The sequence below is a fragment of the Humidesulfovibrio sp. genome (genome assembly GCF_031082295.1).
GTDB lineage: Bacteria > Desulfobacterota > Desulfovibrionia > Desulfovibrionales > Desulfovibrionaceae > Humidesulfovibrio.
In genome coordinates this window covers 1-13775 of record NZ_JAVHLD010000011.1, presented here as the reverse complement: position 1 = coordinate 13775, position 13775 = coordinate 1, and the positions used below count along the sequence as shown (strand labels likewise).

Annotated in this window: 13 protein-coding genes and 1 pseudogene; all 14 read left to right on the top strand. The window is 63.7% G+C overall.

Annotated elements, in window-relative coordinates:
* The first annotated feature begins 8 nt into the window (after positions 1-8).
* The 14 genes and pseudogenes from RDU24_RS07785 (at position 9) to RDU24_RS07720 (ending at position 13721) form a co-directional block, all read left to right on the top strand.
* Entirely contained in the window at positions 9-2501 is a 2493-nt protein-coding gene (locus RDU24_RS07785; protein WP_308735191.1) for a GGDEF domain-containing protein, read from the top strand.
* Positions 2502-2563: 62 nt separating this feature from the next.
* Positions 2564-5590: an AIR synthase-related protein gene (locus RDU24_RS07780; RefSeq protein WP_308735190.1), complete on the top strand. Its 3027-nt coding sequence runs from the start codon at positions 2564-2566 to the stop codon at positions 5588-5590.
* Between the two features lie 168 nt (positions 5591-5758).
* A complete protein-coding gene (locus tag RDU24_RS07775) occupies positions 5759-6244 on the top strand; it encodes a cytochrome c family protein (protein WP_374989748.1) in 486 nt (161 codons plus the stop codon).
* Positions 6245-6254: 10 nt separating this feature from the next.
* Positions 6255-8282, top strand: coding sequence for a methyl-accepting chemotaxis protein (locus RDU24_RS07770; RefSeq protein WP_308735189.1), 2028 nt, complete (start codon positions 6255-6257; stop codon positions 8280-8282).
* Between the two features lie 40 nt (positions 8283-8322).
* The gene (locus RDU24_RS07765) at positions 8323-8652 is read left to right on the top strand and encodes a PilZ domain-containing protein (RefSeq protein ID WP_308735188.1); all 330 of its coding nucleotides are present in this window, start codon (positions 8323-8325) and stop codon (positions 8650-8652) included.
* 182 nt (positions 8653-8834) lie between these two features.
* A complete protein-coding gene (locus tag RDU24_RS07760; protein WP_308735187.1) occupies positions 8835-9239 on the top strand; it encodes a Fur family transcriptional regulator in 405 nt (134 codons plus the stop codon).
* A gap of 112 nt (positions 9240-9351) precedes the next feature.
* Positions 9352-9924 carry a rubrerythrin gene (gene rbr / locus RDU24_RS07755; RefSeq protein ID WP_308735186.1) on the top strand — a complete coding sequence of 191 codons (573 nt, stop codon included), beginning with the start codon at positions 9352-9354 and terminating at the stop codon, positions 9922-9924.
* 32 nt (positions 9925-9956) lie between these two features.
* On the top strand, positions 9957-10340 hold the full coding sequence (locus tag RDU24_RS07750; RefSeq protein ID WP_308735185.1) for a desulfoferrodoxin: 384 nt from the start codon (positions 9957-9959) through the stop codon (positions 10338-10340).
* 33 nt (positions 10341-10373) lie between these two features.
* A pseudogene (locus RDU24_RS07745) lies at positions 10374-10589 on the top strand (rubredoxin); the annotation flags it as partial.
* A gap of 18 nt (positions 10590-10607) precedes the next feature.
* Positions 10608-10766, top strand: coding sequence for a rubredoxin (rd, locus tag RDU24_RS07740; protein ID WP_308735270.1), 159 nt, complete (start codon positions 10608-10610; stop codon positions 10764-10766).
* A 152-nt stretch (positions 10767-10918) separates the two neighbouring features.
* Positions 10919-12136, top strand: coding sequence for an FprA family A-type flavoprotein (locus tag RDU24_RS07735; protein WP_308735184.1), 1218 nt, complete (start codon positions 10919-10921; stop codon positions 12134-12136).
* 78 nt (positions 12137-12214) lie between these two features.
* Positions 12215-13015 (top strand): precorrin-4 C(11)-methyltransferase, encoded by an 801-nt coding sequence (gene cobM, locus RDU24_RS07730; RefSeq protein WP_308735183.1) that lies wholly within the window; start codon positions 12215-12217, stop codon positions 13013-13015.
* Entirely contained in the window at positions 13015-13434 is a 420-nt protein-coding gene (locus RDU24_RS07725) for a secondary thiamine-phosphate synthase enzyme YjbQ (RefSeq protein ID WP_308735182.1), read from the top strand. The genes cobM and RDU24_RS07725 overlap by 1 nt, the downstream gene beginning before the upstream one ends.
* On the top strand, positions 13431-13721 hold the full coding sequence (locus tag RDU24_RS07720; RefSeq protein WP_308735181.1) for a cysteine-rich small domain-containing protein: 291 nt from the start codon (positions 13431-13433) through the stop codon (positions 13719-13721). The genes RDU24_RS07725 and RDU24_RS07720 overlap by 4 nt, the downstream gene beginning before the upstream one ends.
* Positions 13722-13775: the final 54 nt, after the last annotated feature.

The window sequence follows — 13775 nt, the reverse complement described above, 5'->3', positions numbered from 1 at the left end:
GGGGGGAGATGGCCGAAAATCTGCTGCTCAATTCGCCGCATCTACTCCAGAAAATTTCCCTTTCTCCGGTGATGCTGCGTCTTATGCAGGAGGCCGTCAAGCCCGAGCCTGACTTCGCCGTCATGGCCGACACCATCCGCCTTGATCCGGCCCTGGCCACCACCGTCCTGAATCTCGTCAACTCAGCCTTCTACGGCCTGCCCCAGAAAGTCACCGACCTGCACCGCGCTGTTTCGGTGCTCGGCAGCCGCGAGCTGCTCAAAGTGGCCGTGGCCATGAGCCTGCAGAAGGACCTGGAGCACGGCTTCCCCGACTGCGAATATGATTTCTTCCCTGACTGGCGCCTCATCGTCTGGTCGGCCATCGCCGCCGAGCTTCTGGCCGCGCGGCTGTGTCCGCGCCAGGCAGACCAGGCTTATCTGTGCGCGCTGCTGAAGGACGTGAGCCTGCTCTTTCTGCGCTGCGCCGCCAAGGAACTCCTGGCCGACCCGGACCGCCGCGACCGCATCACCGTGCTGGAAAAGGGCCAGCTGGCCTTCGAGGAAGAGCGCTGGGGCATGCACCACGGCGCCCTGTCGCAGATGCTCCTGACCCGCTGGGGCATCCCGGCCGAGATGTGCGAGAGCATCCGCGCCCACCACGCCATGGAGACCTTGTCCGAGCAGTCCCCGCTCACCCAGGCCGTTATTCTGGCCACGCAATGGTCGGAGATGGAGTTGGGGCACGCCTCTGGACCGTTCAGCGTGGTGCAGTTCGAGGTGCTCCTGCGGGGCGTGCTCGGCATGAGCGAGCGCGAGGTGGACTCCCTGCGCAGCGAGTGCCTGGAGAAGTTCCGCTCCATGCTGGAGTCTCTCGGCATCGGCGAGGGCGACCAGAACCGGGCCTACTACCGCCACTCCGTGAAGGTCATGCAGGGCTACTGCTTCCTCAGCATGGACCTCCTGACCGCCGAGGGTGGGCTCATGTCCGTGGCGCGCACCATGGGCAAGCACATCAAGCTCAACTGGGACGTCAAGTCCTGGGATCTTGCCCTGCGCACTCCCCACGGCAATTCCTACAGCCTTTTCCACCTGACTCAGGAGGGCATCCTGGAGCAGGCCCAGAGCCGCGTCTCCGAGGGGCGCCTGCCCTGGCGCATCAAGCGCCCCGGGGTGGAGTTGACCAGTTCCGGCAAGCGCCTGGGCGAATTGCGCCTGGGCGAGACCAGCCTGCCGCAGGACGAGATGGACAACCTGGGGCTGTACCTGCGTTTCTTCAGCCAGGGCTACGAGTACTACTGCGCCAGGCAGGCCGTGCTGGAGGAGAAGGCCCTGGCCTTCGACAAGATTCCCATCGGCGTCGCCCGCGTCGACGGGGCCGGGATCGTGGTGGAGGCCAACAAGCGCATCGGCGAGTACCTGGGGCTCGACACCGCGCCGCGCGGCCAGGCTCTTGCGGAGATGCTCTCCATGAGGCTCTCCAGGGAAACCGTGGCCGAGGTCTCGGCTTTTCTGGCCGACACCTCCCGCGCGAGCTTCGGCAAGATCGTCTATTTCGTGGAGCAGAAGCGGGGAGGGCGCTCGGACGGCTGCCTGTATCTCTCCGCCCACCGCAGCCAGGACTCCAAGGGGCACGGGGTGCTCCTCCTGCTCGAGGATCTGCGCGAGCTCTCCGAGGTTGAGGTGCAGACCCTGCGCCGCAAGAATTTCCTGGAGCGGCTCGTGGGCTCCATGCAGGAGCTTGTCCTCACCGTCAGCGCCAAGGGCGTGGTGGATTTCTGCTCGCACCAGGAACTTGGGCTCACAGGCCGGGAGTTCTTCAAGGTATTCACCCCGCAGCAGCCCTTTGACGGGGTGTGGGGGCCGGAACTGTTCGCCGTGGACCAGCCTTCCCCGGTGGAGGCCCTGCTGACCACCCAGGGCGGCTCGCAACTGCCCTACGAGCTGTCCCTCGCGCCGCTGACCGGCAAGCCCGGCACAGCGAGGGAGTACCTTGTGGTCGGCCGCGACCTGACCCAGATCCGCCGCCTTGAGGCCAAGCTCAAGGTGCGTGCCCTGTTTGACGGGCTCACCGGGCTGTTCAATCACTACCAGTTCCACACCACCCTTGAGCGCGAGGTGGTCCGCTGCCGCCGCACCGGCCGCAGCATGGGCATGGTGTTCTTCGACCTGGACAAATTCAAGGCCGTCAACGACACTCAGGGCCACTTGGCCGGAGACGCCCTGCTCAAGGGAGTGGGAGCCATGCTCTTGCGGCAGGTGCGCCAGGGCATGGACTACCCCTGCCGCTATGGCGGGGACGAGTTCGTCATCATCCTCACGGAGGTTGATGAGGAGGGGTTGCACGCCATCGGCCAGCGCATCCTTGTGGATGTGCGTGAGCTGTTCAAGGGGCTTGTCACCGTCAGCGTCGGCGCGTCCATGCTGCGGGAGGACGACACCCCCGAGACCCTGCTCAAGCGGGCGGACAACCTGGCCTACGCATCAAAGACCGCCGGGGGCGACACCCTTACCGAGGGTTGATCCCATTGACTAACGGCCGCGCCCAAAGCAGACGGGCGCGGATATTCCAAGGAGTGCATCCTATGCTTTTGCGTTTTGAGGTGGGCCTGAAGCCCCATGTGCGCGATGTGGTGGGCGAGCGCGTGGCTCGCAAGATCAAGGGCGAGCTCGGCCTGGAACTTGAAGGCGTGGGCATCGTCCGCGTGTACACGGTGGAGGGCGTGAGCCCCGCCCAGGCCCGGACCGTGCTGGACGCGGGCGCCCTGCACGACCCCGTGCTGCATCAGGTTTCCCTCTCGCCCCTGCCGCTGGCTCAGGCCGCTGATTTCGACTGGGCGCTCGAGGTGGGCTTCCGCCCCGGCGTCACCGACAACGAGGCCCGCACCGCCCGCGAGACCATCGCCCTGGTGCTGGGCCTGCAGAAGGCCGAAGCCAAGGCGCTTGCCGTGTACACCAGCATGCAGTACCTGCTGCGCGCCAAGACTGGCCCGGGCATGGCCGACCTGGACGAAAAGACCGTGCTGCACATCGCGCGCGACCTGCTGGCCAACGAGCTCATCCAGCGCTTCGAGATCAAGAGCGCCGAGCAGTGGCTGAAAGCCCCGGGGTTCGAGCCCAGGGCCGCTCGCGTTACCGGTCAGGCCAGCGACGAGGTGGCGGTGATACCGCTCACCACCATGACCGACGACGAGCTTGTGGCCTTCAGCCGCGCCAACACCCTGGCCCTGTCCCTGGGCGAGATGAAGACCATCGTGGACTATTTCAAGGACCCGGCCACCCGCGCAGCCAGAAAGGCCGCCGGGCTCACGCCCGAGCAGGTGGACAACCCCACCGACGCCGAAGTGGAGGTGCTGGCCCAGACCTGGAGCGAGCACTGCAAGCACAAGATCTTCACCGCCAAGATCGACTACGAGGACGCAGAGACCGGCAAGAGCCGCACGGTGGACAGCCTGTTCAAGACCTGCATCCAGGGCAGCACCAAGGCCATTCGCGCCGCCAAGGGCAAGGACGACTTCTGCCTGTCCGTGTTCAAGGACAACGCCGGCGTCATCCGCTTCAACGACAACCTGAACGTCTGCATCAAGGTGGAGACGCACAACTCGCCCTCCGCGCTTGACCCTTACGGCGGCGCGCTCACGGGCATCGTCGGCGTCAACCGCGATCCCATGGGCACGGGCCTGGGCGCCAACCTGCTCTGCAACACCGACGTGTTCTGCTTCGCCTCGCCCTTCTACGAGGGCGAGCTGCCGCCGCGCCTGCTGCACCCCCGGCGCGTGCTGGAAGGCGTGCGCGAGGGCGTGGAGCATGGCGGCAACAAGAGCGGCATCCCCACCGTCAACGGCTCCATCGTGTTCGACGAGCGCTACCTGGGCAAGCCCCTGGTCTATTGCGGCACCGTGGGCACCATGCCCGTGAAGGTGGCCGGGCGCCTGAGCCACGAGAAATGCGCCCTGCCCGGGGATGTCATCGTCATGAGCGGCGGGCGCATCGGCAAGGACGGCATCCACGGCGCGACGTTCTCGTCCGAGGAGTTGCACGAGGGCAGCCCGGCCACGGCCGTGCAGATCGGCGACCCCATCACCCAGCGCAAGATGTACGACTTCCTCATGCGCGCCCGCGACCTGGGCCTCTACAACGCCATCACCGACAACGGCGCGGGCGGCCTGTCCTCCAGCGTGGGCGAGATGGCCCAGGACTGCGGCGGCTGCGACCTCGACCTTTCCAAGGCCCCGCTCAAGTACGACGGGCTGAAGCCCTGGGAGATCCTCATCTCCGAGGCCCAGGAGCGCATGACCTGCGCCGTGCCGCCGGACAAGCTGGAGCAGTTCCTGGCCCTGTCCGAGGAGATGGACGTGGAGAGCACGGCGCTCGGCACCTACACCGACTCCGGCGTGTTCCACGTGCGCTACGGAGCCAAGGCCGTGACGCACCTGTCCATGCACTTCCTGCACGAGGGCCTGCCGCAGATGGAGATCAAGGCTCGTTGGGAGCGCCCGCAGGTTCCGACCAATCCGCTGCCCATGGACGTCGACCATGAGGCGCTGCTTGGGCGCATGCTTTCGCGGCTCAACATCTGCAGCAAGGAATACGTCATCCGCCAGTACGACCACGAGGTGCAGGGTAAAAGCATCGTCAAGCCGCTGGTGGGCGTGGAGCGCGACGGCCCGGCCGACGCCGCCGTGATCCGGCCGGACTTCAGCTCCGACGAGGGGCTGGTCCTGTCCCACGGCATCTGCCCAAAGTACAGCGACCTGGACACCTACTGGATGATGGCCGCGGCCATAGACGAGGCAGTGCGCGGCGCGGTGGCGGTGGGCGGCGATTTGCGTTTCATGGCCGGCACCGACAACTTCTGCTGGTGCGACCCCGTCAAGAGCGAGACCACGCCCGACGGCGAGTACAAGCTGGCCCAGCTGGTGCGCGCCAACGAGGCGCTGGACCACTTCTGCCGCGGCTTCGGCGTGCCCTGCGTGTCCGGCAAGGACTCCATGAAGAACGACTACAAGGGCGGCGGGGTCAAGATCTCCATCCCGCCCACGGTGCTCTATTCCGTGGTGGCCAAGATGCCGGACGTGAAGCTGGCCGTGACCTCGGACTTCAAGGCCGCGGGCGACCTGGTGTATGTGCTGGGCCTGACAAAGGCCGAGCTTGGCGGCTCGGAGCTGGCGAGCGAGCTTGACGTCTCGCGCGGTGCGGTGCCCCAGGTCGACCTGGTCAGCGCGCGCGAGCGCTACCTGGCCTATTTCGAGGCCACGCAGCAGGGGTTGGTCTCTGCCTGCCACGACTGCTCCGATGGCGGGCTGGCCGTGGCCCTGGCCGAGATGTGCATCGGCGGGCGCTTGGGCGCGGAGATCGACCTTGGCGCGGTGCCGCAGTGCGGCTGCTCCGGGGCGCTTGAAGTGCTCTACAGCGAATCCGCCAGCCGATTCGTTGTCAGCGTGGCGCCGGACAAGCAGGCCGCTTTCGAAGCGCTGTTCGCTGGGCAACAGTTCGCGCGGATTGGCATTGTTGGCGGCGCGTCTTTGATTGTTGGCGTGGGTGGGGCCGAGCTGTTCAGCGCTCCGGTTCAGTCATTGACCAAATCCTTTAAGACCCCACTAGATTGGTGATCCTCCCTTAAGTTTCTGTAATAGCGACCGATGAAGTAGCGGCAGTCGTGGAGACATGACTGCTGTTTACTTTTGCAAGCGTTTACAAAATCACAAGGTTTGTGTAATGTCGTGTTTAGTCATGTACGAAATGTGCTACGCAATAGGCTCTGGGACCCAAGGAGGTGCTTGGTGAAAAGGAAAGTCATATTCAGCTCCCTGCTGGCTGGCCTTGTCTTGTTGGCAGGAGCAATCCTCCAGCCTTCGACTGTCCAGGCCGCCAATACCTTCGTTGGAACGGCCACTTGCGCAGGCTGCCACGACAAGGAATATTCGAATTTTTCCAAGTTCGCCAAGAAGGCCCATTCTGATCGCAGCATCAAAATCATGGCCAAGAAGCTGACGCCGGAAGAGCAGAAGGAATGCTATGCCTGCCATACCACAGGCTACGGCCAACCCGGCGGCTTCGTGAGCTTTGAGAAGACCCCGGACCTGGCCCACGCCGGTTGCGAAGTCTGCCACGGTCCCGGTTCGGCGCATGTTGACTCCGGCGGCAAGAAGGACCTCATCAAGGGCAAGGGCCGCATGAACGTCAAGGAGTGCGAGAAGTGCCACAACTCCGAGCGGGTTTCCAATTTCCGCTTCAAGCCCATGCTCTTTGGCGGAGCCCACTAGGAGGTATGGAATGAAATTATCCGAAAGATTCAACACCTCCCTGACCTTCCGCATCCTGGTCCTCACCTGCGCCGTGTCCGGCGTGGTGTTTCTCGGTTTGTTCCTGGCCACCTCCTTCTGGCAGAAGAAGGCGATGCTTTCCGAGGTCAAGGCCAACGCGCTGCGCTCCGCGCAGATGATCTCCATGGCGGTTGAGGAGCCCATGCGACTGGGCGACAACAAGGCCACCCGGGAGCGCTTCGCCGACCTGGACAAGCAGCACAAGACCATTGAAGTCTACATGGTGGACTACAAGGGCAACATCACCTACGCCACGCAGAACGCCACCGAGCGCAAGGACGCCAAAGACGTGCTTGTGCATGAAGAATGCAACGCCATGATTGAACGCGCCCTGAAGGAGAAGTACGAGGGCGGTGACGTCATGACCATGAACGGGTCGCGCTTCTACACTGAAGTGAAGACCATCGCCAACGAGCCGGAATGCCATCACTGCCACGGCAAGAGCAAGCCCATTCTCGGCGCCATGATCATGCAGCAGGACCTGTCCGAGCAGTTCAGTTCCCTGTATCTGACCCAGGTCATGACCGCGCTGCTGTCTTTGGGCGGCATGGTGGCCTTGAGCTTCGTGCTGTTCAGCTTCTTCAAGCGCGTGGTCATCCGCCGCATCACCTCCATTGAGCAGAGCGCCGACCAGGTTCTGCAGGGCGACCTGAACGCCCAGTTCAAGGTGCCTGGCGAGGACCGGCTTGCTCGTTTGGCCGATCACCTCGGCGTCATGGTCGGGCGCATCAAGGACCAGCTGGAGTACAGCAAGGGGCTGCTCGACGGCATCATCGTGCCCATGTACGTGGCCGACAAGGACGGCAACCTGAACTACGTCAATGCGCCCATGCGGGCCATTCTGGGCAAAGCGGATGACGAGACGCTCGGGCAGTCCGTGTCCAAGGTGTTCTATAACGACCCCAGCAAGCCCTCAAACGCAAAGAAGGTGCTTGACACCGGCAAGGCCGCCAGCGGCAAGCTCTCCTACACCCGCAAGGACGGGGTGACCTTCCCCCTCTATGCCGAGGCTTCTCCGCTTAGGGACGCCAAGGGCGGTTTGGTGGGCGTGGTCTGCGTCCTGGTGGACCTGACTCAGGAAGAGCAGGCCAGGACACGCATCGAGGCCAACCGGCAGAACCTGCTCAACGTGGCCAATGATGTCACGCAGGTGGCGCTGAAGCTGGAGCAGGCCTCCCATGTCATCAGCGGGCAGATGGAAGACCTTACCAAGGGCATGGATTCCGCTGCCGACCGCACGACCCAGATGGCCACCGCCATGGAGGAGATGAACTCCACCGTGCTTGAGGTCGCGAGAAACGCGGGCGAAACCTCCGAGGCCTCGAACAAGGCCAACAGCGTGGCCCGCGAGGGCGGGGAGATGGTGCAGAGCACCCTGGCCGAGATCCAGCACGTGGCCGATACCGCCGAGAGCCTGTCCCAGGCCTTGGGGCAGCTGTCCCTGAGCGCCAAGGACATCGGCCAGGTCATGAGCGTCATTAACGACATCGCCGACCAGACCAACCTGCTGGCGCTGAACGCCGCCATCGAGGCAGCCCGCGCGGGCGACGCCGGGCGCGGCTTCGCCGTCGTGGCCGACGAGGTCCGCAAGCTGGCCGAGAAGACCATGACCGCCACCAAGGAGGTCGAGTCGGCCATCAAGCATATTCAGCAGAGCACGGCGGACGCTGTGCGTGAGATGAACACCGCCAAGGAGCGGGTGGACAAGACCACGGAGCTTGCTGGCGGCGCTGGCGGCGTGCTCAAGCAGATTGTGGACGCCTCTGACCATATCGCCGACATGGTGCGCTCCATCGCCACCGCGGCGGAGCAACAGTCGGCCACGAGCGAAGAAATCAACATGAATGTCAGCGAGATAAATCACCTCTCCGGGCAGATGTCGCAGGATGTCCAGGGCGCCAATGACCGCATCCGCGAGGTGGCGGAGATGTCGAAAGATTTGGCAAAGCTTGTTGAAAAATTCCGCGCGAACGAGTAGAGTACTTCCTTAGCCCTCTTGCTAAGGAGGAAATGCACATATGGAGACACACGAAGAGCGTCGGAAATACGTCCGCATCCAGCTATGCGCCTACGGAATCGAGACCGTTTGCGTAATCGTGCAGGGGGCGAAGCGCTGCAAGTTGGGCCTGGTTGACATCAGCTCCGGCGGAGCTCGCCTGAAGGTCCTTGAGTCTGTTGCGGAGTTCGCCGATTCCCCTCTCACCCTGTCGCTACAGGGCGTACACGATGGGGGCAGGCTGCAGAACCTGTCGGCAATGATCCGCTGGAAAGCGGGGCAGGAGATCGGAGTCCAGTTCCTTCAGCCGGTCGAGATGGCATTAAGCGAACTTCAAGGCCTCATCAGCTGAGAACACAAGGCCCGTTGCTTGCAGCGGGCCTTGTCGTTTCCGAATATAGCCCGTGTTAATGGCATATTGCCGACCTTTGGCAGCATTGGCAACGTAGTCCGATTCGGATAAAGGTGCCGTATGTGGTCTTGACATTACCACTCAACGATACTAGTAATTATTCTCAGCACTGAGAGGTAAATATGAAGTCTGATGAGAACAAGGGGGCGCGCCTGTCCCGCCAGCGTGAGACGATTCTAGCGGAGCTGCGCAAGGTGAAGACGCACCCCACCGCTGACGAGGTCTACGACATGGTGCGCAAGATCCTGCCCCGCATCAGCCTGGGAACCGTATACAGGAACCTGGACTTCTTGAGCAGCAGGGGGGTTGTGTTGCGCCTGGGCGGGGCCGGAACGCAGAAGCGTTTCGACGGCAACCCGGCGGCTCATCCCCATTTGCGTTGCTCAGTCTGCGGCCGGGTGGATGACCTTGAGTATCCTCTTGACTTGCCAGAACTTCCTGTGGAGCAGTCCATGGGGTATTCGAGCCTGCGGTGCGACGTGGAGTTTGTTGGCGTGTGTCCAATCTGCGCCGGAAAAGACTGCTGAGCAGGTTTTATTATCAGTCATTTTTCTCTGGTGCTCTCTACGTATTGTGTTAGGGTTTGAAAAGTAGGCATTTGCCGGACCAAGCGGAACGGCACAGAACAGGAGAGAATCAATGAGCATTCGTGGAACGCGCACCGAGAAAAACATCCTCGCCGCCTTCGCCGGGGAATCCCAGGCCCGCAACCGCTACACCTACTTCGCAGCGGCTGCCAAAAAGGAAGGCTATGTCCAGATATCCGCCGTGTTCGAAGAAACCGCCAACCAGGAAAAGGAGCACGCCAAGCGCCTGTTCAAGCTCCTTGAGGGCGGCGAAGTCGAGATCACCGCGGCCTTCCCGGCCGGCACCATCGGCAGCACGCTGGAAAACCTGAAGGCTTCCGCCGGTGGCGAGAACCACGAGCAGGTCAGCATGTACCCCGAGTTCGCCGCCATCGCGCGCGAGGAAGGCTTCCAGGACATCGCTTGCATCTTCGACGCCATCGCCGTGGCCGAGCGCTTCCACGAGAAACGTTTCAACGCCCTGGCCAAGAACATCGAGACGGGCAAGGTCTTCAAGAAAGACACCGCCGTCGCCTGGCGTTGCCGCAACTGCGGATACGTTCACGAGGGCCAGGCCGCGCCCAACAAGTGCCCGGCTTGCGACCACCCGCAGGCCCACTTCGAAGTGGCCGAAGAAAACTGGTAAGCAAACAAAATCAAAATAATTGAGGAGGGCTTATGGCGACAGAATGCGGTCAGATCTATAAATGCGACCTCTGCGGCAACATTGTCTGCGTCGTGCATCCCGGCGGCGGAGATTTGGTCTGTTGCGGCCAGCCCATGGTGCTCCAGGTCGAGAACACCGTTGACGCGTCCAAGGAAAAGCACGTGCCGGTCATCGAGAAGGTAGCCGGCGGCTACAAGGTGAAACTCGGCTCCGTGCCTCACCCCATGGACGAGAAGCATTACATCGAGTGGATCGAGCTGGCGGCGGGCCAGGACATCCTCATCCATTGGCTCAAGCCGGGCGATGCCCCGGAGGCGACGTTCAAGACCGACGCCGTTGGCGTTACGGCCCGTGCCTATTGCAATCTGCACGGCCTCTGGTTGGCCAAGGCCTAGTACCCGGCCAAGCGAAGCAAAGGAGATCGCCGCATGGCCCAGCCTGAAGAAATGTACCAGTGCCAGACCACCAACTGCGGCTATATCTACAACCCTGACAAGGGCGACCGCAAAGGCAAGATCCCGGCGGGGACGAAGTTCGAGGACCTTCCGGACGAGTGGCGCTGCCCCGTCTGCGGCGGCACCAAGAAATGCTTCCGACCCCTGGCCGGGCCTGGCTCCACCCGCGAGGTGGCCTGCCCCACGCCGGTCGCAGGAGAAACGTCCATGCAGAAGTACGTGTGCAACATCTGTGGCTACGTCTACGACCCCGCCTCCGGCGACCCTGACAACGGCGTGAAGCCCGGCACCAAATTCGATGACGTGCCGTCCTCCTGGTCCTGCCCCATCTGCGGCGCCAGCAAGGACAACTTCAGCCCCGAGTAGCCGCGCCAAGCGGCCAAGCTGCCCAAAAGCCAACGGGAGCGCCTTCTTGACAAGGGGGCGCTCCCCATGTTTCCACTTCAGTAACGATATTTTGGACTCCCCGCTGCAACCGGGGCTGCTCTTTGTTTTTACCCAACGCATGGAGAAAATGCATGAAGCCCGTTGAGATCAAAAAAGACATCTTCTGGGTGGGCGCAGTTGATTGGGACAGCCGCGATTTTCACGGCTATTCCCTGTCGCCGCGCGGCACCACCTACAACGCCTTCCTGGTGCGCGATGAAAAGACCGTGCTCATCGACACCGTCAAGAGCGACTACCTGTCCGAGCTTTTGTGCGCCGTGTCCCAGGCCTGCGGCGGCATGCCCAAGATCGACTACCTGGTGGTGAACCACCTGGAGCCGGACCACGCGGGCTGCCTTGACTGCATCGTGGACCGCTTCAAGCCGGAGAAGATCTTCTGCTCGCCCATGGGCGAAAAGGCCCTGCGCTCCTTCTATCACAACTCCGCGGACTGGCCCATCGAGGTCGTGCCCACGGGCTCCTCCATCAGCATAGGCAAGCGCACCATCCAGTTCATCGAGACGCGCATGCTGCACTGGCCCGACAACATGGTTTCCTACATCCCCGAAGACAAGATCGCCTTCTGCTCCGACGCCTTCGGCCAGAACTGGGCCACCACCGAGCGCTTCGCCGACGAGGTGGACCGCAGCATCCTGAAGCGCCTCATGGCCGACTACTACGCCAACATCGTGCTGCCATACTCGCCCATGGTCCTGAAGACCCTGGACGCCCTGGCCGCCATGAACCTGGACATCGACATGCTCTGCCCGGACCACGGCCTCATGTGGCGCGGCAAGGATGACGTGGCCTTTGCGCTGAACTCCTACCGCGGGTTCGCCCTGCAGAAGCCCGCCAACAAGGCCGTCATCGTGTACGACACCATGTGGCACAGCACCGAGAAGATGGCCCGGGCCATCTGCGACGGCCTGATGTCCGAGGGCGTGAGCGTGCGCATCATGAGCGTCAAGCACAACCACCACAGCGCCGTCATGAGCGAGGTCTTCGACGCCGCGGCGGTCATCGTGGGCTCGCCCACGCACAACAACGGCATTCTGCCGCTGATGGCCGACGTGCTGACCTACATGAAGGGCCTGCGCCCCCAGAACAAGATAGGCGCGGCCTTCGGCTCCTTCGGCTGGAGCGGCGAGTGCGTGAAGATTCTGAGCGAGCACCTCACCGGCATGGGCATGGAGCTGGTAGAGCCCGCCGTGAAGGTGAAAAACCGCCCGGATCACGAAACCTTCCAGGCCTGTTACGAGCTGGGCCAGAAGGTCGGCCAGGCCATCAAGGCCAAGCTGGCTGCCGCCTAGGCTTAGCGTCCATCTCGGGGGAGGGCCGCGCGCCCTCCCCTTTTTTTCTTCAGCTTGTCCGTGAGCGGGGGAGGGGCAGTGGCCCAAGGTAAAGTCTGGTTCATCGGCGCCGGGCCCGGCGACCCCGAGCTCATCACCGTCAAGGGCGCGCGGCTCATCTCCAGCGCCGACCTCATCGTCTACGCCGGGTCGCTCGTTCCGCGCCAGGTGCTGGCCGTCGCCCGGCCCGGCGTGCCGCTTATCGATTCCGCGCCGCTCTCCCTGCCCGAAACCCACGCCCTGCTGCGCGACTGCGCCAAAGCCGGCGGCCTGGCCGCGCGGGTGCACACCGGCGAGCCAGCCCTCTTCGGCGCCGTGCGCGAACAGGCGGCCCTGCTCGACGCCGACGGCATCGACTGGGACGTGGTGCCCGGCGTATCCTCGGCCTTCGCCACCGCCGCCGCCGCCAAGGTCTCCCTCACCGTGCCAGGCGGGCCGCAAAGCTTCATCGTCACGCGCCTGTCCGGCCGCACCCCGGTGCCCGAGACCGAGGCCCTGCCAAAGCTCGCCGCCCACGGCGCGGCCCTTGCCGTGCTGCTCTCGGCCTCCGAGCCTGAGCGCGTCCAGGCCGAACTGCTCGAAGGAGGCTACGCACCGGATACCCTCGTGGTGCTGGGCCACAAGATCGGCTGGCCCGGTGGCGAGGTGGTGCGCACCAGCCTGGCCAACCTGGCCCAGGCCGCCCGCGCCCACGGCTTCACCCGGCAGACCGTCTTTCTCGTCCTGCCCGGCCAGGACCTCCCGGCCGAGGACTCGCAGTCCAAACTCTACGCCCCGGACTTTTCCCATGGTTGGAGGGGCGGCTGGAGCGAAGGCCAGGACGTAAAAGAGGAGGATTGATGCGGCAGTTCACGCTCTCCACCACCCGGCGCGAGGAATTTCTGGACATCACCGCCGAGGTCGCCCAGGCCGTGCGGGAGTCCGGCCTGTCTGACGGCGCCGCGCTCGTCTACTCGCCGCACACCACCGCTGGCATCACCATCAACGAGGGCGCGGACCCGGACGTCAAGCGCGACATGCTGGCGCATCTGGCCCACCTCGTGCCCAATCGCGCAGACTTCCGCCACGCCGAGGGCAATTCCGACGCGCACATCAAGACCAGCCTCATGGGACCCTCGCAAATGGTGCCGGTCAGCGGCGGGCGGCTGCAACTGGGCACCTGGCAGAAAATCTATTTCTGCGAGTTCGACGGCCCCAGGCGGCGCACCGTCCTGGTGCAGTTCCTGCCCTCCGCCATTGCCGCCGGGGAGGACCAATGAGCGAACACTTCAAGCACGTGCAAAACACCGCCTGCGAATACTTCCCCTGCCACAAGAACGCCGATCCGGGCTCCTTCAACTGCCTGTTCTGCTACTGCCCGCTCTACTTCCTCAAAAATTGCGGCGGCAACCCCGGCTGGCGCGGACTCGTCAAGGACTGCACCGGCTGCCAGCTCCCCCACGCGCCAGGCGGCTGGGAGGCCGTGCAACAACGCCTGCTCCAAGCCTTCGCCGACCTGCGCGAAGGCCGCGCGCCCGTGACCCTTGGGCCGACGAAAGCCGAATAGCCTCCGGCGGCCGGTGGCCTGAGGCCCATCTATGCTGTCGACAGCCGTAAGATT